Here is a 21,466-nt window from a genome sequence, read left to right on the forward strand (position 1 = left end):
CCTCTTGCGGCATCCGCCCATTAGTCTTTCTTGGCCCGTCCAAGGTTCGAGGCTTTGACTGCCCCAACTCGAAAAAATATCAACGCACTCCGTAGCTTGCGAATTCCTGAACGATGTTCGGATCCATCGCCTTGGCATTGGCGATGTCCAGCGCTCCTTCCTGAGCGGAGCCGTTGCGTTGCTTGGCAAGGCCCCGTCCGTAGAGCGAGGAGGTCAGGCGCGGGTTGATCTTCAGGGCCGCGTCGAAATCGGCGATGGCGTTCTTCACCGCGCCCGACTTGAGGTTGACGAGTCCCCGGCTGTCCAGCGCATCGACGAAGTTCGGCCGAAGCCGCAATGCCTCGTTGCAATCCTTCAGCGCGCCCTGGAGGTCGCCGACCACGGTGCGAGTCCAGCAGCGGTTGTTCAGCGCCTCGACGTCCTTCGAATTGATCCGGAGGGTATCGTCGAAATCCTTGATCGCGAGGTTGTAGGCGCCCTTGCTGGCATAGACCTGGCCGCGCCGATACAGCGCGTTCACGTCGTCCGGATTGGCGGCGATCTTGGCGGTCAGGCCCTTGATCGTGGGATCGTCAGCCAGCGCGGAGGCGCTGGGTCCGCTGTCGGTGCTCGGCGCGGGATCGATCGGTTTCACCGGCGGCGGTGGCGGCGGCAGGGCGGCCTCGATCTGTGGCTTTGGCGCGGGGGGCGGCGCGGGTGCGGGGGCAGCTGGAGCAGCAGGAGCGGGTGCCGCAGCAGTGTCGGCCGGCTTCGGCGGCGGAGGCGGTGTCGGCGGGGCAGGTGGTGCCGGCGGCGGGTTGTTGGCGATGACGGCCGGCGCAGCGGGGGGCGCAGGCGGCGGCGTCGTTGCGGGACGCGATCCGCCGGCGCCCGGAATGAACGAGAAGTCTTCGGCCAATGACGAGGAAATCCACGGCACCTGCTCGCCGCGCGAGGCGCGGGTGACGCCCATCTTGGTGCGGTTCAGCGTCTCTTCGGCCATCAGGTCGGGGACGCGGATCTCCTTCAGCAACTCCTGGACGAACAGGCTGTGGTCGCCACCGGCGTCGGAGACCACCGAGGCCAGCGCCGCCGAATACATCACCAGCGTGCCGTTGGGCGCGATGACCGGGGTCAGGCCGGCCGAGAAGCTGCGGAACCGGCGCTCGAACGGATTGCGCCTGGACGCATCGATCAGCGCGATCTTGACGCCGGCGCCGCGGCTGTTGAGCTCGCCGAGCACGGTCTCGAGGCTGAAACCATCGCGGCGCACGTCGGACTCCGTCCAGATCTGCGCATCGACCGGCAGCAAGTAGCTCTGGCGCGCCGACTGGATGCCGAAGCCGCTGAAGAACACCAGCGCCACCGATCCCGGCTTGATCTTGCCGTAGAGCTTGTCGAAGGCGCGGCGCATCGCGTCGCCGGTCAGGTTCTCGCCGATCTCGACCGAGAAGCCGTCCCGCTTGAGCTCATCGGCGACGTCGCGCGCATCGTTGATCGGTTCCTTCAGCGGAGCATCCGCGTCCGGATATTTGGCGTTGCCGATGACAAGCGCAAAACGGTCGCCGGCCGCAAGCGATGGGGCAGTCGGGACAAGCGAGACGAGCAAGGGCAGAAGAAAAAAGAAGCGAATTTTCATAATCAGCGCGGTCCAGCCAAAAAGGCGCCGTTCCAGCTTGCGCCGCGGCGACCTTAACTTACGCTTCCTGCATTATCAAACCGGGGACGGGGGGCGTCAACCGCTTGGAGATTCGGCATTATCGTAGCGATTGACCGCAACGTATGGGCGTGCCCCGAGGGGGATGGACGGGCTGTCATGACGGTACTCGGCGCGGCCTGGTTCGATCCTGTCGGCACCATGTTTAAGGCAACCATGGCGATGAAAAATGTGATTGGTCTCACATTGCGGGGCCGGCTCCCGGCGCAATGCCCCATTTGACCTTTCCTGCCGACGATGGCTTGGTGTGCTCGATCGTCCCAGAAGATCCAACTCAGAAAAGCAAGACCATGGGAAACGTCTACGAAATCTACGCCCTTCGCTACGCGACGATGTCGCCACGCACCCCCAGCATGAACTTCCTGGCACCCGATCCACATGACAGTGCGGCGCAGGACCTCGACTATTTCGTCTGGCTGATCCGAGGGCACGGCCGCGACATTCTGGTCGACACCGGCTTCAATGCCGAGGAGGCGAGCGCGAGGGCGCGCAAGCTGACACTCAACCCGGTCGATGCGCTGGAGCGCTTCGGGGTCGCCGCATCTGCGATTCGCGACGTCATCGTGACGCATCTGCACTACGACCATGCCGGCAATCTCGACCGCTTCCCGAATGCGCGCTTCCATCTCCAGGAGCGCGAGATGGCTTACGCGACCGGCCGCTGCATGTGCAACGGACTGTTGCGACATCCGTTCTCGGTCGAGCACGTCACGCAGATGGTGCGCCACGTCTATCGCGAGCGGGTCAGCTTCTATTCGGGTGACGGCGAGGTTGCTCCAGGCGTGACAGTGCATCGCGTCGGCGGCCATTCCGACGGCTTGCAGGTGGTCAGGGTTGAAACTGCGCGCGGTCCGGTGGTGCTGGCATCCGATGCCGCGCATTACTACGCCAATCTGCAGCGCAGGAGCCCGTTCCCGATCGTCTACAATGTCGGCGACATGGCACAGGGCTGGGAGACGATCGAGCGCCTTGCCGGCCATCCCGACAGGTTCATTCCCGGACATGATCCGATCGTGACGGAGATCTATCCGCGCGCCAGCGAGAAGGTCGACGCCTGGGCGCTGCATATGCCGCCGACGCGATCGTTCGCGAAATGACGGCGAAGCCATCCGGGGCGCGCGTAGTGCGAATCCGGAATGCAGAAGTTGACGGCATCGGCTAATACGCCTGCTTGGCGTCGGCCTCTTGGCTGGTCTGGATCAGGTCGAGGCTCTGCTCGATCTTGCCGAGCAGGGCCGAGAGTTGCTTGCGCTCCTGCGCGGAAAGGCAGGCGAGGATCTCGTCTTCCCGCCGCAGCAATTGCGGGAAAAGCTCTTCGTAGAGCGCGCGGCCTTTCCTCGTCAGTTGCAGCCGGAATTCGCGGCGGTCGGCCTCGTTCTCGACCCGTTCAATCAGATTGTCGTTGAGCAGCGCGGTCACCGCACGGCTGATGGTGGATTTGTGCGTGCGGGTGCACTGCGCGATGTACTGCGCGCTGCAGGCATCGTTGCGGAAGCCGAGCGTGGCGATCACGCGCCAGGCCGGAATGTCGAGGCCATGCCGTTCTTGATATTCGACCGAAAGCGCGGAACTGACTTCCGCTGCGAGCCGGTTGAGGCGGAACGGCACGAACTTGAACAGGTCGAGCCGTGGCTTTGGCCGCGCCGAAGCCTCGTCGGCGTCGCGCGCCTTCAGCGCGATGTCGCTGGATGTCCTCGCCAAGGAAAGCGCTCCGAATTCCAGTTGACGGCCGGCCGGCTCCGGTCCAAAATAGTTGCACGTGAGACTATCTAGCAGATCAGTCCTCTCCTGACCAGAGCCGAGGTTAGTGTATGGCACAGGCCAAATCCCAGTTCGGCTATCGACGCCACCCCGATCAGGATCGTTCCGGCCAGAGCCCGGCCGAGCACGCGGTCGTGGTCGTCGGTGCGGGCCCGGTCGGGCTGTCGCTGGCGATCGATCTTGCTCAGCGCGGCCAGCGTGTCGTCCTTCTGGATGATGCCGATCGTATCGGCGAGGGCTCACGCGCGATCTGCTTCTCGAAGCGCTCGCTGGAATATTGGGACCGGCTCGGCGTCGGCGACCGCATGGTCGACAAGGGCGTGGTGTGGAGCGTTGGCCGCATCTTCCACGGCGAGTCCCAACTTTACCAGTTCAATCTCCTGCCGGAGAACGGCCACAAGCGGCCGGCCTTCATCAATCTCCAGCAATATTACGCCGAGGCCTATCTGGTCGATCGCATCGACGATCTTCCCGAGATCGACCTGCGCTGGCGCAACAAGGTGACGGCGCTCGAGCAGCGCAACGGTTCCGTCGCGTTGACGATCGAGACGCCGGAGGGCGCGTACCGCGTGCTCGCCCAATACGTCGTCGCCTGCGACGGCGCGCGCTCCTCGCTGCGGCAGATGGTCGGCGCCGAGTTCGCCGGGCAGGTGTTCGAGGATCAGTTCCTCATTGCCGACGTCAAGATGACTGCGGAATTCCCGACCGAGCGCTGGTTCTGGTTCGATCCGCCGTTCCATGCCGGGCGTTCGGCGCTGCTGCACCGGCAGCCTGACGATGTCTGGCGCATCGATCTCCAGCTCAACCGCTACGCCGATCCTGTCGTCGAGAAGAAGCCCGAGAACGTGCGGCCGCGGATCGCGCGTATGCTCGGCCACGACAAGTTCGCGTTCGAGTGGATCTCGCTCTACAAATTCCAGTGCCGGCGGATGGACCGCTTCATCCATGGCCGCGTGGTCTTCGCCGGCGATTCCGCGCATCAGGTCTCGCCCTTCGGCGCACGCGGCGCCAATTCCGGGCTGGAAGACGCCGAAAACCTGTCCTGGAAGCTCAATCGCGTGCTGCGCGGCACCTCGCCCGCGAGCCTGCTCGAGAGCTATCACATCGAGCGTAGCGCCGCCGCCGACGAGAACATCCGCGAATCGACCCGCTCGACCGATTTCATGGCGCCGAACTCGCATCAGGAGGCGCGGCTGCGCAAGGCGGTGCTGTCGCTGGCGAAGGAGACCGAGTTCGGCAAGCGCATGGTCAATGGCGGCCGGCTTTCGGTGCCATGCAGCTATGATTCCCCCTTGTCCTCGCTCGACGCGGATACGTGGCACGGTGGGCCGTCGCCCGGCTGTTCCATGCTCGACGCCCCCGTCACGACGCCGGCCGGCGAGCAGATCTATCTGACGGATGCCTTCCGCAAGGGTGGAACGGACTTCACCCTGCTGTCGTTCAGCAATGGTGCGGCCATCGATGCGCCCGATGGCGTCAAGGGCATCCGCATCGGCGGCGAGGGCGGGTTTGCCGATCCCTCGGGCTTGGTCGCGAAGCGCTACGGCGCCGAACCGGGCGCCGCCTATCTGCTGAGGCCGGATGGCTATGTCGCGGCGCGCTTCCGCCATCCGACGCGTGCGACGATCGCGGCAGCGCTGGCGCGTGCCGAAGGCTTGTATTGAGGTTCGCATGCCGCTTTCCACCAGCTCCAACTTCGCACGCCCCGACGACGCCTTCCGCGCCATCGTCGAGGCGCATCGCGGTCTCACCGAGGAGCAGAGCGCCGATTTCGACGCGGCGCTGGTGCTGATCCTCGCCAACCATATCGGCGATATCGACGTGCTGCGCGAGGCGATCGGGCTTGCGAAGCGCCGCATGATCGACGGCCAACAGCAACAACAGCAGCAACAATAACCCGGTGACTTGAAGGACGAATTGATGGCGAAGAACTTCGCATCCACTGGCGATCTCTCCGAGAAGAAGATCACATTCTCCGAGATCGGTACGGACCTCTATGCTTTCACCGCCGAGGGCGATCCCAACACCGCCGTCATCGTCGGCGACGACGGCTGCCTCGTGTTCGACGCGCAGGCGACGCCCGCGATGGCGAACAAGGTGATCGAGCGCGTGCGCGCAGTCACCGACAAGCCGATCAAATATGTCGTGCTGTCGCACTATCACGCCGTGCGCGTGCTCGGCGCCTCTGCCTACAAGGCGCAAGGCATCGTCGCCTCGCAGGAGACCTATCGGCTGATCGAGGAGCGCGGCAAGCAGGATTGGGATTCCGAATACGGCCGCTTCCCGCGGCTGTTCCAGGATGCGCAGAGCATCCCCGGCCTGACCTGGCCGACGCTGACCTTCGAAGGCGAGATGACGATCTACCTCGGCAAGCGCGAGGTTCGCCTGATGCAGCTTGGCGCCGGCCACACCTCGGGCGACATCGTCGCCTGGGTGCCGGACGCGGAGGTGATGTTCTCCGGCGACCTGATCGAATATCACTCGGCCTGCTATTGCGGCGATGCGCATTTGCGCGAATGGCCGATGACGTTGAACGAGATCCGCAACTTCAATCCCAAGGCGATCGCGCCGGGCCGCGGCGATGCGCTGAAGGGCACGGCCACGGTGCGCGAGGCCATCGCGATGACGCGCGACTTCGTCACCTCGCTCTACGGCGCGGCCGAAATCTCCGTTGCTCGTGGTCGCACGCTGAAGGAATCGATGGCGGCGACCCGCGAGGTGATGGATCCGAAATTTTCCAGCTTCGCCATCTACGAGCACTGCCTGCCGTTCAACGTGTCGCGCGCCTATGACGAGGCGTCGGGGATCGACGACCCCGTGATCTGGACCGACAAGCGCGACCAGGAAATGTGGGCTGCCTTGCAAGGAGGAGGATAGTCATGAACATCAATACCTCGCCTGACCAGATCATCCGCAGCTCGGCCCAGGTGACGCCGGGTTACATGTCCGGCTTCGGCAACAGCTTCGAGACCGAGGCACTGCCGGGCGCGCTGCCGATCGGGCGCAACTCGCCGCAGCGCTGCGCCTACGGGCTCTATGCCGAGCAGCTCTCGGGCTCGCCTTTCACCGCGCCGCGCGGCGCCAATGAGCGCTCCTGGCTGTACCGCATCCGGCCCTCGGTGAAGCATTCCGGCCGCTTCGAGAAGGTCGATGCCGGCCTGTGGCGCTCGGCGCCTTGCCATGAATACGAGCTGCCGATCGCGCAGCTGCGCTGGGATCCGACGCCGCTCCCCAAGGAGGATGTCACCTTCGTTGAGGGCGTGCAGACCATGACGACGGCGGGTGACGTGAACACCCAGGCCGGCATGGCCGCGCATGTCTACCTCATTACCAAATCGATGGTGGACCAGCATTTCTACAATGCCGACGGCGAGCTGATGTTCGTGCTCCAGCAGGGCAATTTGCGCCTCGTCACCGAGTTCGGCCGCATTGACGCCGAGCCCGGCGAGATCGTGGTGATCCCGCGCGGCGTCAAGTTCCGCGTCGAGATTCCGAATGGCCCGGCGCGCGGTTATCTCTGCGAAAATTACGGCGGTGCCTTCACCCTGCCGGAGCGCGGTCCGATCGGCGCCAACTGCCTCGCCAACGCGCGCGACTTCCTCACGCCGGTCGCGAACTACCAGGACAAGGACACGCCGACCGAACTGTTCGTGAAGTGGGGCGGTTCGCTGTTCAAGACCACGCTGCCCCATTCGCCGATCGACGTCGTCGCCTGGCACGGCAATTACGCGCCGTACAAATATGATCTGCGCACCTTCTCTCCCGTCGGCGCGATCGGCTTCGATCATCCCGATCCCTCGATCTTCACGGTGCTGACCTCACCGTCGGAGACCGCGGGCACAGCGAACATCGACTTCGTGATCTTCCCCGAGCGCTGGATGGTCGCGGACAACACCTTCCGTCCGCCCTGGTACCACATGAACATCATGAGCGAGTTCATGGGCCTGATCTACGGCGTCTACGACGCCAAGCCGCAAGGCTTCGTGCCGGGCGGCATGAGCTTGCACAATTGCATGCTGCCGCACGGCCCGGACCGCGATGCTTTCGAGCACGCCAGCAATGGCGAGCTGAAGCCGGTGAAGCTGACCGGCACCATGGCCTTCATGTTCGAGACCCGCTATCCGCAGCGCGTCACCGCGCATGCGGCGAAGGCTACGACGCTCCAGGACGATTACGCCGATTGCTGGAAGGGCCTGGAGAAGAAATTCGATCCGAGCCGGCCGTGACGGTCGTGCCCTCTCCCCTTGTGGGAGAGGGTGGCTCGCCGCGTGGCGGCGAGACGGGTGAGGGGGTCTCTCCGCGAGCGGACCTCTCTCATTCTGGATTCGCGGATAGAACCCCTCATCCGGCGCTTCGCGCCACCTTCTCCCACAAGGGGAGAAGGAAGAAAGGACCGGGCCAGACGTGACGACACACCCCAACGACCCCAGCCTCCGCTCCTTCATCGACGTCGATCCCGCCTCCGACTTCCCGATCCAGAACCTGCCCTATGGCGTGTTCTCGGCGAATGGATTGGCGCCGCGCGTTGGTGTCGCCATCGGCGCCTACATTCTTGATCTGTGGGAGCTCGAGCAGGATGGCCGCCTCGATGTCGGGCAGCCGGGGACCTTTGCGGCAGGCAGCCTGAATCCGTTCATGTCGTTGGGCTCGAAGGCGTGGTCGACGACCCGCGCGCGGATCAGCGAGCTCTTGCGGCACGACAATCCCGAATTGCGCGACAATGACGAGTTGCGCAAGCTGGCCCTGGTTCCCATGTCGGCTGCCAAACTGCATCTGCCCTTCACCGTCTCCGGCTACACCGACTTCTACTCCTCGAAAGAGCACGCCACCAATGTCGGCGTGATGTTCCGTGGCAAGGACAATGCGCTGCAGCCGAACTGGCTGCATATGCCCATCGCCTATAACGGCCGCGCATCGACGGTCGTGGTCTCCGGCACGAAGGTGAAGCGGCCTCGCGGGCAACTGAAGCCGCCGAATGTGGATGTGCCGAGCTTCGGGCCGTGCAAGCGGCTCGATTTCGAGCTGGAGATGGGCGTCGTGATCGGCCAACCCTCGCCGATGGGCGGCATGCTCAGCGAGAGCCAGGCCGAAGACATGATCTTCGGCTTCGTGCTGCTCAATGACTGGAGCGCGCGCGACATCCAGCAATGGGAATATGTGCCGCTCGGGCCGTTTCTCGCCAAGGCGTTTGCGACCTCGATCAGCCCCTGGGTGGTGACGCGCGAGGCGCTGGAGCCGTTCCGGCTGAAGGGGCCGGAGCAGGAGCCGGCGCCGCTCGACTATCTCAGGCAGACGAAGCCGCAGAACTACGACATCGCGCTCGACGTCTCCCTGCGCGCTGCGGGTGCCAATGCACCTGCCGGCATCAGCCGCACCAATTTCAAGTACATGTACTGGTCCTCGGTGCAGCAGCTCATGCACCACGCTTCCAGCGGCTGCGCCATGAATGTCGGCGATCTCCTGGGCAGCGGCACCATTTCTGGCCCTGAGAAGGACCAGCGTGGCAGCTTGCTCGAGATCAGCTGGAACGGCACCGAGCCGGTCGAGCTGCCCGGCGGCGCCAAGCGCTCATTCCTGGAAGACGGCGACAGCCTCGTGATGCGCGGCTGGTGCCAGGGCAGCGGCTATCGCGTCGGCTTCGGCGAGGTCGAGGGGACGATTCTGCCGGCGGAGTAGGAGCGCTCGCCGCCACAAGTACCGTCATTGCGAGTGCAGCGAAGCAATCCAGAATCTCTCCGCGGAAAGATTCTGGATTGCTTCGTCGCAAGGGCTCCTCGCAATGACGGCGTGGAGAGCGCTTATCGCCTCTCCGGCGGCACGTCGCGGACTCTCGCGCAATGCGCCGCGATATCTTCTACGCAGTACTTCAGATGCACCCGTTTGTCGGACGGCGCCTGCTTCGCTGTGCACACGCCCGGCCGCCATTCTTGCGCCGGCCTGATCGGGCGCGGGGCAAAGCCGCCGCCGCAATTCGGGCAGACGTTGAACAGCTTGGTCTCGACGCAATCCGCGCAGAACGTGCATTCATAGGAGCAGATCCGCGCGTCCGTTGCGCTCGGCGGCAGGTCGCGGTCGCAAAATTCGCAGTTCGGCCGAAGCTGGAGGGCCATGTCGAATCTCCGCACGTGGAGCCGGATCATCGCAGGTCGCGCGCGCCGCGCGAATGCCATAGTTCCCTCGATTTCAGCCGGCCCTGATTTCCTTGAGCGGCAGCCTGGAGCTTTCCTTGAGCCTGTCGAGCACGATGGAGGAGCGCACATGCGCCACGCTCTGGTGCGGCATCAAGACGTCGTTGACGAGGTTGGAGAGGCCCTTGAGGTCGCGCAGCACGGCTTTCAGCACGTAGTCGGCATCGCCCGTGAGCGAATACGCCTCCTGGATCTCGTCGATCCGGTTCACCAGCGCGCGAAAGCGCTTGGAATTGTCCGGGGAGTGGGTCGCGAGCCCCACCTGGATGAAGGCGATCACGCCGAAGCCGAGCGCCTCGCTGGAGAGGTCGGCATGATAGCCCGCGATCACCTTCTCCTCCTCCAGCCGCATCCGCCGGCGTGAGCATTGCGATGCGGAGAGGCCAGCGAGGTCGGCGAGCTCCTGGTTGGTGAGGCGGCCGTCGTCCTGGAGTGCGCCCAGGATCTTGAGGTCAAAGGCGTCCACAGGAATCATGCGTCAATCGTCCATTTTTTGCACAAAGCGTGCATAAAGTAGCGAAATCGCGACCCGTTTGCACGCCTCTTGCGCGCCCTATGAAGGATAGTTCCTCCCGGCAGCAAATTGGGAGAACCGCATGGGTCCGTTTCCGCACGATGCACCGCCGGCCACGATCAGCGCCGACAATCCGATGGGCACCGACGGGTTCGAGTTCGTCGAATATGCGCATCCCAATCCGGAACAGTTGCACGCGCTGTTCAAGCTGATGGGCTATGCGCCCGTCGCGCGCCACAGGACCAAGAAGATCACGGTCTATCGCCAAGGCGACATCAACTATCTCGTCAACGAGCAGCCCGGCACCCACGGTTACGAGTTCGTCGCCGCGCATGGCCCCTGCGCGCCGTCGATGGCCTTTCGTGTCGTCGACGCGAAGGCGGCCTATGACCGCGCGATTTCGCTCGGCGCCGAACCTGCCGATGTGCCATCGGCGCAGAAAACGCTCGACGTCCCCGCGATCAAGGGGATCGGCGGCAGCCTGCTTTATCTCGTCGACCGCTACGGCGCCAATGGCTCGGCCTATGATGCCGAGTTCGAATGGCTCGGCGCACGCGATCCGCGACCGGTCGGCGCCGGTTTGTTCTATCTCGACCATCTCACCCACAACGTTCATCGCGGCCGCATGGACGTCTGGGCCGGCTTCTATGAGAAGCTGTTCAACTTCCGCCAGATTCGCTTCTTCGACATCGAGGGCCGCGCCTCCGGCCTGTTCTCGCGCGCGCTGACGAGCCCGGACGGCAAGATCAGGATTCCGATCAACGAGGATGCCGGCGATTCCGGCCAGATCGAGGAATATCTGAAGACCTATCGCGGCGAGGGCATCCAGCACATCGCCTGCGGCTGCCACGACATCTACCGCACCATCGAAGGCCTGCGCGAAGCCGGCCTGCCGTTCATGCCGTCGCCGCCCGACACCTATTTCGAGAAGATCGATGCGCGCCTGCCCAAGCATGGCGAGGACGTCGCACGGCTCAAGAAGAACGGCATCCTGATCGACGGCGAGGGCGTGGTCGAGGGCGGCCAGACAAAGGTGCTGCTGCAGATCTTCTCGGCCAATGCGATCGGCCCGATCTTCTTCGAGTTCATCCAGCGCAAGGGCGACGACGGCTTTGGCGAGGGCAATTTCAAGGCCCTGTTCGAATCGATCGAGGAGGATCAGATCCGGCGCGGCGTGTTGAAGGTGGATGCGGCCTAGGTCGCTGCTTCAGCCACACTGCTGCGTCACAACAGGTGTCGTCCCGCGCAGGCGGGGACCCATAGCCACAGGGAGGAGTCGTCGTGCGAGACGGCAACTCCGAGTCTTCGTCAAACCACGTCCTGTGGATATGGATCCCGGGCTCGCGCTCCGCGCGTCCCGGGATGACAGCGGAAATTACTTCGCCGCCGCCCACGCCTTCATCACCGCGGCGATCTCCGCCGGCTCCGGCTCGCGCACCGTCGAGGGCGTGCGCGAGAAGCGCGGTGCCGGCCCCGGCTGCTTGATGCCGTGGCGCTCCACGAAGACCTTTCGCGCGACCATGTGCGGATGCTTCGTGGCCTCCGACATGGTCAGCACCGGCGCGAAGCAGATGTCGGTGCCTTCCATGATCTTGCACCAGTCCTCGCGCGTCTTGCTCTTGAACACTGTCTTGAGCTTTTCCTTCAGCCCGGGCCAGGCCTTGGGATCCATCTGCGCGTCGAAATCGGCGTCGGTGAGCCCGGCATGCTCGCGCAGCAGCGCGTAGAATTGCGGCTCGATCGAGCCGATCGAGACGAAATGGCCACAGGCGCATTCATAGACGCCATAGAAATGCGCGCCGCCATCGAGGAAGTTCTGGTTGCGCCCCTCGGTCCAGCGTCCCATCGCGGTCATGTCGAAGAAGAACGACATCAGCGATGCCGCGCCGTCGCACATGGCGGCATCGACGACCTGGCCTTTGCCGGATTTCTGCGCCTCCAGGAGCGCTGCGAGCACGCCGACGACGAGATAGAGCGCGCCGCCCCCGAAATCGCCGACGAGGTTGAGCGGCGGCACCGGTGCTTCCGTGGTGCCGATCGCGGCGAGCGCGCCGGTGATGGAGATGTAGTTGATGTCGTGGCCGGCGGCATTCGCGAGCGGGCCTTCCTGGCCCCAGCCGGTCATGCGGCCATAGACCAGCTTTGGATTGCGTGCGAGCACCACGTCGGGCCCGAGCCCGAGCCGCTCCATCACGCCGGGACGGAAGCCCTCGACCAGGGCATCGGCGCTGGCAAGCAGGTCGATCACCTGTGCAATCGCGGCCTTGTCCTTGAGGTCGAGCTCGATCACCTTGCGGCCGCGGCCGGCGACCGACTTCATGCTCTTCTTCGCACCGATCCGGTCGAGCGTGACGACCTCGGCGCCCATGTCGGCCAGCATCATGCAGGCGAACGGACCAGGACCGATGCCGGCGAATTCGACGACGCGGAAGCCCGAGAGCGGGCCGGAGGTGCGGACGGATGAGGTGGGGGCTGATTTATCGAGCACGTTGTTGTTTCCTCGGGGTCGCGAGCAGAGTGCCGGTGGTCCGGCAATCGCTTCCGACGTTCCTCTGTGGGCGAGTTAATTGACTGATTAACTTTTCTCGCCTTCACGTCAGCGAGGCAAGCGGTTTTCATGCCGCACGGCCAAATAAAAACGGCGCGCACCGAAGTGCGCGCCGCGGAAAATTTGCGTGGAGGCGCTATCAGCGAGCAGCGGCGACCGCGCGCTGCGCCATCACCTTGACGAGATTGGCGCGGTACTCCGCCGTGCCGTGGATATCGGCGAGGAGTCCATTCGCCGAAATCGTCACGTTGTCGATCGCCGAGGCCGACCAGTTCGCCTTTAGCGCGGCCTCGATCGAAGGCACCCGCATCACGCCACTCTGTGAGGCGCCGGTCGCGGCAACCCGAACCTCACCCGATTTGGTCTGCGCCACGAACACGCCGGTCAGCGCAAAGCGCGAGGCCGGGTGCCGCATCTTTTCGTAGCCTGCCTTCGCCGGCACGGGGAATGACACGGCGGTGATGATCTCGCCGTCTTCGAGCGCCGTGGTGAACAGGCCCTTGAAGAAGTCATCCGCCGAGATCGACCGCTTGTTGGTCTTCACGGTGGCGCTGAGCGCGAGCAGCGCGGCCGGGAAATCCGCGGCGGGATCGTTGTTGGCGATCGAGCCGCCGATCGTGCCGCGGTAGCGCACGGCGGGGTCGCCCAGCACCGAGGTGAGATAGGCGATCGCGGGAATTGCCTTCTTCACGTCGGCATTCGTCATGATGTCGTAGTAGGTCGTGGCGGCCTTGATGGTCAGCGTATCGCCTGACAGTTCGACGCCCTGCAGCTCCTTGATCCTGCCGAGGTCGATGACGTCCGACGGTGCGGCAAGGCGCTGCTTCATCACCGGCAGCAGCGTCTGGCCGCCGGCGAGGAATTTCGCCTCGCTTCCTTTGGCGAACAGGCTGGCGGCTTCGTCGACCGAGGAGGCGCGATGATAGGTGGTCTGGTACATCTTGGTTGCTCCTGAAATCTCTTCTCTGTCATTCCGGGATGCGCCATAGGCGCAGACCCGGAATCTCGAGGTTGAATTCGTGGCTCCAGATTCCGGGTTCGACGCCTCGCGTCGCCCCGGAATGACGACGGTGGTCGGCTAGGCCGCGTGGATCGTGCGCCACACCCGGTCCGGGGTTGCGGGCATTTCCAGAGTGTTCTTGCCGATCGCATCCGTGATCGCGTTGATCACGGCCGCTGACGCCCCGATCGCGCCGGCCTCGCCGCAGCCCTTGATGCCCAGCGGATTGCCCGGGCAGAGCGTCGTGGTGTGGGAGAGGTTGAACGACGGAACATCGTCGGCGCGCGGCATGGCATAATCCATGAACGAGGCCGTGACCGGCTGGCCGTTGGCATCGTAGATGGCATGCTCGAGTAGCGCCTGCCCGATGCCCTGCACAAGGCCGCCATGGACCTGGCCCTCGACGATCATCGGATTGATCAGCCGGCCGAAATCGTCGGCCGCGACGAAGTTGACGAAGGAGGTCTTGCCGGTGCCGGGATCGACCTCAAGCTCGCAGATATAGGCGCCGGCCGGGAAGGTGAAGTTGGTCGGGTCATAGAAGGCGCTCTCCTTCAGGCCCGGCTCCATCCCGTCAGGCAGATTGTGTGCGGTGTAGGCCGCGAGCGCGACCATCGGCAGGGCGATCGCCTTGTCGGTGCCGGTCACCTTGAACTCGCCGTTCTCGATGACGATGTCGGCCTCCGACGCCTCCAGCGCATGCGCTGCGATCTTCTTGGCCTTGGACTCCATCTTCTCCATGGCCTTCAGGATCGCGGTAAGACCGACGGCCGCCGAGCGCGAGCCGTAGGTGCCCATGCCGAACTGCACCTTGTCGGTGTCGCCATGGACGATCGAGACCTGGCTGATCGGAATGCCCAGCCGTTCCGCGACGAGCTGGCAGAAGGTGGTCTCGTGACCCTGGCCGTGGCTGTGCGATCCCGTGAGGATCTCGATGGTGCCGACCGGGTTGACGCGCACCTCGGCCGATTCCCACAGGCCGACGCCGGCGCCCAGGCTGCCGACCGCCTTCGACGGCGCGATGCCGCAGGCCTCGATGTAGCAGGACACGCCGATGCCGCGCAGCTTGCCGTCGGCTTTCGCCTTGGCCTTGCGGGCGGGGAAGCCGGCATAGTCGATCGCCTTCATCGCGGCATCGAGCGACGCGTTGAAGTCGCCGGTGTCGTAAGCCATGATCACCGGCGTCTGGTGCGGGAACTGGGTGATGAAGTTGCTCCGGCGCAGCTCCGCCGGGTCCACCTTCAACTGCCGCGCCGCCGTTTCCATCAGCCGCTCGATCAGATAGCTCGCCTCAGGGCGGCCCGCGCCGCGATAGGCGTCGACCGGCGTGGTGTTGGTGTAGACGCCGATCACCTCGGCATGGATCGCCGGGATGTTGTACTGGCCCGACAGCAAGGTCGCGTAGAGGTAGGTCGGCACCGAGGACGAGAACAGCGACATGTAGGCGCCGAAATTGGCGTAGGTCTTCACCTTCAAGCCGATGACCTTGTTGTTGGCATCGAACGCCATTTCGGCATGGGTGATGTGGTCGCGGCCATGCGCGTCGGTGAGGAAAGCCTCGGTGCGGTCGCCCGTCCATTTCACGGGACGCTCGACCTTCTTGGATGCCCACAGCGCCACCATCTCCTCGGGATAGATGAAGATCTTGGAGCCGAAGCCGCCGCCGACATCGGGGGCGATCACGCGCAGCTTGTGCTCGGGCGCGATGTTGTAGAACGCCGACAGCACGAGGCGGGCGACGTGCGGGTTCTGCGAGGTCGTATATAGAGTGAAGTGCTCCTCCGCCGCGTCGTAATCGGCGATCGCCGCGCGCGGCTCCATCGCGTTCGGGGCGAGACGGTTGTTGGTGACGTCGAGCTTCACCACATTGGCAGCCTTGGCAAAGGCGGCATCGGTGGCACCCTCGTCGCCGATCACCCAGTCATAGACCTGGTTGCCGGGCGCTTCGGGGTGAAGCTGGGGCGCGCCGGCCTTGATGGCGGCTTGCATGTCGGCGACAGCGGGGAGCTCCTCGTAATCGACGACGACGGCTTCCGCCGCGTCGCGCGCGAGATTCTTGCTCTCGGCGATGACGACGGCAACGGCCTGGCCGACGAAGCGCACCGTCTCGGGCGCCATTGCCGGCCACGCGCCCATCTTCATCGGGCTGCCGTCCTTGGAGGTGATGGCCCAGCCGCAGATGAGGTTACCGACCTTGTCGTCGACGAGCTGCTTGCCGGTGAGCACCGCGACCACGCCCGGCATCTTCAGCGCGGCGGAGGAGTCGATCCCCTTCACCTTGGCGTGCGCGTGCGGGCTGCGGATGAAATAGGCATGGGTCATGCCCGTCAGCTTGATGTCGTCGACGTAGCGGCCCTTGCCGGTAATGAAACGCTTGTCTTCCTTGCGCACGACGCGTGCGCCGATGCCTTCAACACCCATGACTGGTCCTCCCGACCGGAATTTTTGTTGACCCGCGCTTTCCCTCGAAAGCGGGAGTGGTGATTTCTTGCTTCGCGACGGCCGCTCTACTCGGCCGCCTGCGCGACCTTCATGCGTCCGGCCGCATCCAGCACGGCTTTCACGATGTTGTGGTAGCCGGTGCAGCGGCAGATATTGCCCTCGAGCTCTTGGCGGACGGTCGCCTCGTCGAGCTGGCCACCATGGCGTTGCACGATGTCGATCGCGGACATGATCATGCCCGGCGTGCAATAGCCGCATTGGAGGCCGTGATTGTCGCGGAAGGCAGCCTGCATCGGGTGCAGCTCGTCGCCCTTGGCGATGCCCTCGATCGTGGTGATGCTGGCGCCATCGGCCTGCCCCGCCAGCATCGTGCAGGATTTCACAGCACGGCCATCCATGTGCACGACGCAGGCGCCGCACTGGCTGGTGTCGCAGCCGACATGGGTTCCGGTGAGGTTGAGGTGATCGCGCAGGAGCTGGACCAGCAGCGTGCGGTCCTCGACGTCGACAGCAACGGCCTTGCCGTTCACTGTCAGGTTGACTTTAGACACGGCGTAGTCCTCCCGGGATTGATTTTGATTGCTTCTAATTAGAGACAGCGGCCCGGAACTTTGCAACTAGGATTTTGGTCGCCGGCGTCATTGAAAAGTCATTGATCCAGTTCGGCGCGCGAGGATTTGGGAGGCGGAGCAGCCGGGCTGGCGTGGGATGCCAGCAATCATCTCGATCCGGATCGGCCTTTGGCCGATGCGGCGAGCATCGTACGGGCCTGCCAAATTTACCGCCCCTTATCGATTCTGCCTTAGTTTTGCGCATCCAGGTCGGGGGGCGGGGCGCCTCCGGATCGCGGCTGAATTACAAATGGGGGTGGGAATGTCCGGGCGTATCGCGTCGCCGTCTAAGCGTACACTGTTTCCGGCCCTCAGGTTCCGCGCAAAGATCATTCTCGGCTTCGCCGCCGTGCTGGTGATTTCCGCCGGCAGCATGGCTTTCTCCTATTTCGGCTTCGAGCGGGTCGCCTCCGGGGTCGGGTCGTACCGCAGCAGCGTTTCCGAGGCCGATCTCGCCCGCAACATCGATCGCGAGCTGCTCGCCTATCGTTCGGCCGCCCGTTATTTCGTGGTGACCGGCAAGGAAGACGACGCCAAGGCGGCGCTGGATGCTGAAGGCAGCCTGAAGAACGCCATCGACCAGGCCGTGAAGGGCGCCAAGACGCCGGCGCGGCAGGAGAGCCTCGACAAGCTCGCCAAGGAGTTCTCCAACTTCTCCGCGACCTTCGCAAAGGTGCTCAAGGCCAAGCGCGACAGTGCGCTGCTGGTGCAGAACCAGCTCAGCCGCAACGCCAATCTCTTGAAATACAAGCTGGACGATATCGGCAACAACGCCTCCGACTCCGAAGCGCAGGCGATCGAGTTCGGCACGAAGCAGGTCAACGCCCAGTTCCAGACGGCGAGTGCGGCGGCGACCAATTTCGTGCTGACCTCCGACCAGGCGATCGCCACCAGCGCGCTGGCGCGGCTGAAATTCGTCGAGAACTCGCTCGGTGCGATCTATTCCATGGACGACAAGGTCGTCGCCGGCCTGAAGGATGCCAAGGCTCTGCTCGGCGCCTATCGCGAAGCGCTGGAGAAGCTGATCGCCAATGCCAAGCTGGTCGATGATCTCGTCACCGAGATGAACGGCTCCGCCGGTGCGATCCTGCAAGGAGCGACCACGATGAAGGCCGACCTCCTCGCCGAACAGCAGCGGCTGGATTCGGAGTCGGAGGCGACCATCGGGCGGACCGAGCAGCTGGTGCTGATGCTGGCCGTTGGCGGCACGCTGCTGGGCGCGGTCCTTGCTTTTCTGCTCGGCACCGGCATCTCGCGTCCGATGATCGCGATGTGCAAGGCGATGCGCGAGCTTGCCTCGGGCAATTTCGACGTCGTGCTGCCGGGTCTCGGCCGCAAGGACGAGATCGGCGAGATGGCCGGCGCGGTCGAGGAGTTCAAGGTTCAGGCGGTCGCCAAGGCCGAGCGCGACGCCGCCGCCAGCGAAATCCAGAACCGGGAGCAGGCCGCAAGCCGCCGCTCCGAGCTGATCCGCTTTGCCGACGATTTCGAGAGCGCGGTCGGCGCCATCGTCTCCAACGTCTCGGCCTCGGCCGTGCAGCTGGAATCGGCGGCCTCGACGCTGACCCGCACCGCCGAGACCACGCAGAGCCTGTCGAGCCAGGTCGCCGGCGTCTCCGAGCAGGCGTCCAGCAACATGCAGTCGGTCGCGACCGCGACCGAAGAGCTCTCGGCCTCGGTCGAGGAGATCGGCCGTCAGGTCCGCGATTCCAGCCGCATCGCCGAAGCGGCCGTGGTGCAGGCCAAGGAGACCGACGGCCGCATCGGCAAGCTGTCGCATGCCGCCCAGCAGATCGGCGAGGTGGTCAAGCTGATCACGGCGATCGCCGAGCAGACCAACCTTCTCGCGCTCAACGCCACCATCGAGGCCGCGCGTGCCGGTGAGGCCGGCCGCGGCTTCGCGGTGGTGGCGAGCGAAGTGAAATCGCTGGCGAGCCAGACCGCGAAGGCGACGGACGAGATCTCCTCGCACATCGCCGGCATGCAGGGCGCCACCGCCGAATCGGTCGCCGCGATCAAGGAGATCGGCGCGACCATCGGCCAGATCTCGTCGATCTCGACGTCGATCGCGAGCGCGGTCGAGCAGCAGGGCGCCGCCACCCAGGAGATCGCCCGCAGCGTCCAGACGGTCGCACAGGGCACGCAGACGGCCGCCACCGATATCGGCGAGGTCAACCGCGGCGCCGCCGAGACCGGCTCGGCCTCGGAAGAGGTGCTGAATTCGGCCAAGACCCTGTCGAGCGAAAGCACCCGCCTGCGCGCCGAGCTCGACCGCTTCATGGCGAATATAAGGGCGGCGTAGGTTCACGGCCTCCGAAGTCCGCGCTGCCTCATCTCCGCTGTCGTCCCGGGTCGGTGCTTCGCTCCCGCCAATGCTGCGCGTCGTCGGAAGCTGCGCTGGTCCGGTACGACAGCGGAGATTGGGCGGCAGTCAATTTGTAGCGGCCGGAGAAAGCGCGCCTTAACAATTCCCTGGGTCACCTAACCGCCAGTTGCGGCGCCACAAATTTACCACAGCTTATCCTTTGCCCCGTAACGTGCAGAAGAGCCGGGAAGCGGGCTGCTTCCGGGATGCGCCTGGTTTTCCGCGAATGGAATGGGGTGGGGGAATGTCGGTCAAGTCGAAGTCGAGCAAATCGAAGCTGCCAACGCTGCGTTTTCGCGCAAAAATCATCCTCGGCTTTGTGGCGGTGCTAGCCATTCTCGCCGTCAGCATGGCGTTCGCCTATTTCGGCTTCGAGCGAATCGCAGGCGCCGTGGCGTCCTACCGCACCAGCGTATCGGAAGCCGACCTGGCGCGGACGGTCGATCGCGAGCTGGTCGCCTATCAGGGGCTGGCGCGGGCCTATACCCTGACCGGCGCGGCCGATGATGAGACCGCAGCCAAGACCGCTGAAGGCAATCTGAAGAGCGCGATCGCCAAGTCGATGACGGCGACGACCGGCGCCGCCCGCCGTGAGCAGGTCGGCAAGCTCGAGACCGAGTTCCAGAACTTCACGAAAGTCTTCAGCGAGATCATCACGCTGACGCGCGAGAACAACAAGATCGCGGCCGATGAGCTCAACAGTGTCGGCAACAAGATCCGCTTCAAATTCGACGATCTCGCCGACACCGCAGCTCTGGCGGGCCTGAACTCGGTTCAGACCACGGCCAAGGACGTCACCTCGCAATATCTGGCGGTCTCCACCTCGGTCGGCGCCTTCGTGGCCAAGCCGGAGCCGAAGACCGCCGACGGCGTGATCGCCCGCATCAAGTTCCTCGAGACGCTGCTGGTCTCCATCTACGCGAATGACCAGAAGATCACCGATCGCGTCAAGGAGATCGGCGATCTCTTGAAGCAGTACCGCACCTCGTTCGCAAAGCTGAACGAGAACGTGAAGGTCATCGTCAAGCTGAACGGCGAGATGACCAGGACGGCCGCGACCATCCTCAAGCTCTCGGCCGAGCTGCGTTCGGATCTGACCGCCGACCAGCAACGCATCGAGGCGAGCGCCAATTCCACCATCGTGGAAACCGAGCAGCTGATGCTGATGCTGGCGCTGGGCGGCCTGGCCGTTGGCACCGTGCTGGCCTTGTGGCTCGGTAACGGCATCTCGCGTCCGATGATCGCGATGTGCAAGGCGATGCGCGAGCTCGCCTCGGGCAATTTCGACGTCGTGCTGCCGGGTCTCGGCCGCAAGGACGAGATCGGCGAGATGGCCGGCGCGGTCGAGGAGTTCAAGGTTCAGGCGGTCGCCAAGGCCGAGCGTGACGCCGCCGCCAGCGAAATCCAGAATCGGGAGCAGGCCGCAAGCCGCCGCTCCGAGCTGATCCGCTTTGCCGACGATTTCGAGAGCGCGGTCGGCGCCATCGTCTCCAACGTCTCGGCCTCGGCCGTGCAGCTGGAATCGGCGGCCTCGACGCTGACCCGCACCGCCGAGACCACGCAGAGCCTGTCGAGCCAGGTCGCCGGCGTCTCCGAGCAGGCGTCCAGCAACATGCAGTCGGTCGCGACCGCGACGGAAGAGCTCTCGGCCTCGGTCGAGGAGATCGGCCGCCAGGTCCGCGATTCCAGCCGCATCGCCGAAGCGGCCGTGGTACAGGCCAAGGAGACCGACGGCCGCATCGGCAAGCTGTCGCATGCCGCCCAGCAGATCGGCGAGGTGGTCAAGCTGATCACGGCGATCGCCGAGCAGACCAACCTTCTCGCGCTCAACGCCACCATCGAGGCCGCGCGTGCCGGTGAGGCCGGCCGCGGCTTCGCGGTGGTGGCGAGCGAAGTGAAATCGCTGGCGAGCCAGACCGCGAAGGCGACGGACGAGATCTCCTCGCACATCGCCGGCATGCAGGGCGCCACCGCCGAATCGGTCGCCGCGATCAAGGAGATCGGCGCGACCATCGGCCAGATCTCGTCGATCTCGACGTCGATCGCGAGCGCGGTCGAGCAGCAGGGCGCGGCCACCCAGGAGATCGCCCGCAGCGTCCAGACGGTCGCACAGGGCACCCAGACGGCCGCCACCGATATCGGCGAGGTCAATCGCGGCGCCGCCGAGACCGGCTCGGCCTCGGAAGAGGTGCTGAATTCGGCCAAGACCCTGTCGAGCGAAAGCACCCGCCTGCGCGCCGAGCTCGACCGCTTCATGGCGAATATAAGGGCGGCGTAGGTTCACGGCCTCTGAAGTCCACGCCGTCGCCCACACTCCGCTTGTCCGGGACGACGGCGGAAT

Annotated in this window: 18 protein-coding genes; 10 read left to right on the forward strand and 8 right to left on the reverse strand. The window is 64.7% G+C overall.

All coding sequences use genetic code 11. The features are described 5' to 3' along the window. Positions 1-79 precede the first annotated feature (79 nt). On the reverse strand, positions 80-1,618 hold the full coding sequence (locus AC1RQP_RS15610) for a caspase family protein (protein ID WP_492937600.1): 1,539 nt from the start codon (positions 1,616-1,618) through the stop codon (positions 80-82). A gap of 177 nt (positions 1,619-1,795) precedes the next feature. Here AC1RQP_RS15610 and AC1RQP_RS15615 point away from each other — a divergent pair, with 177 nt between their 5' ends. Then, on the forward strand, positions 1,796-1,918 hold the full coding sequence (locus AC1RQP_RS15615) for a hypothetical protein (RefSeq protein ID WP_492937601.1): 123 nt from the start codon (positions 1,796-1,798) through the stop codon (positions 1,916-1,918). A gap of 68 nt (positions 1,919-1,986) precedes the next feature. Further along, entirely contained in the window at positions 1,987-2,793 is an 807-nt protein-coding gene (locus AC1RQP_RS15620; protein WP_492937602.1) for an N-acyl homoserine lactonase family protein, read from the forward strand. Between the two features lie 61 nt (positions 2,794-2,854). Here the strand turns inward: AC1RQP_RS15620 and AC1RQP_RS15625 are convergent, their stop codons facing one another. Continuing rightward, positions 2,855-3,397: a MarR family winged helix-turn-helix transcriptional regulator gene (locus AC1RQP_RS15625; RefSeq protein ID WP_492937603.1), complete on the reverse strand. Its 543-nt coding sequence runs from the start codon at positions 3,395-3,397 to the stop codon at positions 2,855-2,857. A gap of 110 nt (positions 3,398-3,507) precedes the next feature. Between AC1RQP_RS15625 and AC1RQP_RS15630 the strand changes: the two genes are divergently transcribed. The 5 genes from AC1RQP_RS15630 (at position 3,508) to fahA (ending at position 9,133) form a co-directional block, all read left to right on the forward strand. Further along, the gene (locus tag AC1RQP_RS15630) at positions 3,508-5,121 is read left to right on the forward strand and encodes an FAD-dependent oxidoreductase (RefSeq protein WP_239620079.1); all 1,614 of its coding nucleotides are present in this window, start codon (positions 3,508-3,510) and stop codon (positions 5,119-5,121) included. A gap of 7 nt (positions 5,122-5,128) precedes the next feature. Next, on the forward strand, positions 5,129-5,353 hold the full coding sequence (locus AC1RQP_RS15635; RefSeq protein WP_025032749.1) for a DUF2783 domain-containing protein: 225 nt from the start codon (positions 5,129-5,131) through the stop codon (positions 5,351-5,353). Positions 5,354-5,377: 24 nt separating this feature from the next. After that, the gene (locus AC1RQP_RS15640) at positions 5,378-6,334 is read left to right on the forward strand and encodes an MBL fold metallo-hydrolase (RefSeq protein WP_239620080.1); all 957 of its coding nucleotides are present in this window, start codon (positions 5,378-5,380) and stop codon (positions 6,332-6,334) included. Positions 6,335-6,336: 2 nt separating this feature from the next. Beyond that, entirely contained in the window at positions 6,337-7,683 is a 1,347-nt protein-coding gene (hmgA, locus tag AC1RQP_RS15645; RefSeq protein ID WP_492937604.1) for a homogentisate 1,2-dioxygenase, read from the forward strand. Between the two features lie 178 nt (positions 7,684-7,861). Further along, complete coding sequence (fahA, locus tag AC1RQP_RS15650; RefSeq protein ID WP_492937605.1) at positions 7,862-9,133, forward strand: fumarylacetoacetase; 1,272 nt, start codon at positions 7,862-7,864, stop codon at positions 9,131-9,133. A gap of 122 nt (positions 9,134-9,255) precedes the next feature. Here fahA and AC1RQP_RS15655 read toward each other — a convergent pair whose 3' ends face one another. Continuing rightward, positions 9,256-9,567, reverse strand: coding sequence for a DUF1272 domain-containing protein (locus AC1RQP_RS15655; protein WP_492937606.1), 312 nt, complete (start codon positions 9,565-9,567; stop codon positions 9,256-9,258). Between the two features lie 73 nt (positions 9,568-9,640). Next, complete coding sequence (locus AC1RQP_RS15660) at positions 9,641-10,120, reverse strand: Lrp/AsnC family transcriptional regulator (protein WP_028178776.1); 480 nt, start codon at positions 10,118-10,120, stop codon at positions 9,641-9,643. A 121-nt stretch (positions 10,121-10,241) separates the two neighbouring features. Between AC1RQP_RS15660 and hppD the strand changes: the two genes are divergently transcribed. Then, complete coding sequence (gene hppD, locus AC1RQP_RS15665) at positions 10,242-11,357, forward strand: 4-hydroxyphenylpyruvate dioxygenase (protein WP_492937607.1); 1,116 nt, start codon at positions 10,242-10,244, stop codon at positions 11,355-11,357. Positions 11,358-11,534: 177 nt separating this feature from the next. On the opposite strand, the gene AC1RQP_RS15670 is transcribed toward hppD, so the two are convergent. From AC1RQP_RS15670 to AC1RQP_RS15685, 4 genes are all read right to left on the reverse strand, one after another. Next, positions 11,535-12,647, reverse strand: a complete 1,113-nt coding sequence (locus tag AC1RQP_RS15670) for a CaiB/BaiF CoA transferase family protein (RefSeq protein WP_492937609.1) — start codon at positions 12,645-12,647, stop codon at positions 11,535-11,537. A gap of 199 nt (positions 12,648-12,846) precedes the next feature. Then, the gene (locus tag AC1RQP_RS15675; RefSeq protein ID WP_492937610.1) at positions 12,847-13,647 is read right to left on the reverse strand and encodes an FAD binding domain-containing protein; all 801 of its coding nucleotides are present in this window, start codon (positions 13,645-13,647) and stop codon (positions 12,847-12,849) included. Between the two features lie 138 nt (positions 13,648-13,785). Then, positions 13,786-16,128 (reverse strand): xanthine dehydrogenase family protein molybdopterin-binding subunit, encoded by a 2,343-nt coding sequence (locus tag AC1RQP_RS15680; protein WP_492937611.1) that lies wholly within the window; start codon positions 16,126-16,128, stop codon positions 13,786-13,788. 86 nt (positions 16,129-16,214) lie between these two features. Beyond that, positions 16,215-16,700: a (2Fe-2S)-binding protein gene (locus tag AC1RQP_RS15685; RefSeq protein WP_028181083.1), complete on the reverse strand. Its 486-nt coding sequence runs from the start codon at positions 16,698-16,700 to the stop codon at positions 16,215-16,217. Positions 16,701-17,022: 322 nt separating this feature from the next. Here AC1RQP_RS15685 and AC1RQP_RS15690 point away from each other — a divergent pair, with 322 nt between their 5' ends. Next, the gene (locus tag AC1RQP_RS15690; protein ID WP_239620093.1) at positions 17,023-19,062 is read left to right on the forward strand and encodes a methyl-accepting chemotaxis protein; all 2,040 of its coding nucleotides are present in this window, start codon (positions 17,023-17,025) and stop codon (positions 19,060-19,062) included. Between the two features lie 307 nt (positions 19,063-19,369). Then, on the forward strand, positions 19,370-21,403 hold the full coding sequence (locus tag AC1RQP_RS15695) for a methyl-accepting chemotaxis protein (protein ID WP_492937612.1): 2,034 nt from the start codon (positions 19,370-19,372) through the stop codon (positions 21,401-21,403). Positions 21,404-21,466 lie beyond the last annotated feature (63 nt).

Source organism: Bradyrhizobium sp. GW821-FHT13H06, from assembly GCF_058803975.1.

What these genes read in the sequence shown, in the direction of transcription:
- AC1RQP_RS15610 (WP_492937600.1), bottom strand. Translation starts at nt 1,618, where the DNA reads ATGAAAATTCGCTTCTTTTTTCTTCTGCCCTTGCTCGTCTCGCTTGTC.
- AC1RQP_RS15615 (WP_492937601.1), top strand. Translation starts at nt 1,796, where the DNA reads ATGACGGTACTCGGCGCGGCCTGGTTCGATCCTGTCGGCACCATGTTT.
- AC1RQP_RS15620 (WP_492937602.1), top strand. Translation starts at nt 1,987, where the DNA reads ATGGGAAACGTCTACGAAATCTACGCCCTTCGCTACGCGACGATGTCG.
- AC1RQP_RS15630 (WP_239620079.1), top strand. Translation starts at nt 3,508, where the DNA reads ATGGCACAGGCCAAATCCCAGTTCGGCTATCGACGCCACCCCGATCAG.
- AC1RQP_RS15635 (WP_025032749.1), top strand. Translation starts at nt 5,129, where the DNA reads ATGCCGCTTTCCACCAGCTCCAACTTCGCACGCCCCGACGACGCCTTC.
- AC1RQP_RS15640 (WP_239620080.1), top strand. Translation starts at nt 5,378, where the DNA reads ATGGCGAAGAACTTCGCATCCACTGGCGATCTCTCCGAGAAGAAGATC.
- hmgA (WP_492937604.1), top strand. Translation starts at nt 6,337, where the DNA reads ATGAACATCAATACCTCGCCTGACCAGATCATCCGCAGCTCGGCCCAG.
- AC1RQP_RS15655 (WP_492937606.1), bottom strand. Translation starts at nt 9,567, where the DNA reads ATGGCCCTCCAGCTTCGGCCGAACTGCGAATTTTGCGACCGCGACCTG.
- AC1RQP_RS15660 (WP_028178776.1), bottom strand. Translation starts at nt 10,120, where the DNA reads ATGATTCCTGTGGACGCCTTTGACCTCAAGATCCTGGGCGCACTCCAG.
- hppD (WP_492937607.1), top strand. Translation starts at nt 10,242, where the DNA reads ATGGGTCCGTTTCCGCACGATGCACCGCCGGCCACGATCAGCGCCGAC.
- AC1RQP_RS15675 (WP_492937610.1), bottom strand. Translation starts at nt 13,647, where the DNA reads ATGTACCAGACCACCTATCATCGCGCCTCCTCGGTCGACGAAGCCGCC.
- AC1RQP_RS15680 (WP_492937611.1), bottom strand. Translation starts at nt 16,128, where the DNA reads ATGGGTGTTGAAGGCATCGGCGCACGCGTCGTGCGCAAGGAAGACAAG.
- AC1RQP_RS15690 (WP_239620093.1), top strand. Translation starts at nt 17,023, where the DNA reads ATGTCCGGGCGTATCGCGTCGCCGTCTAAGCGTACACTGTTTCCGGCC.
- AC1RQP_RS15695 (WP_492937612.1), top strand. Translation starts at nt 19,370, where the DNA reads ATGTCGGTCAAGTCGAAGTCGAGCAAATCGAAGCTGCCAACGCTGCGT.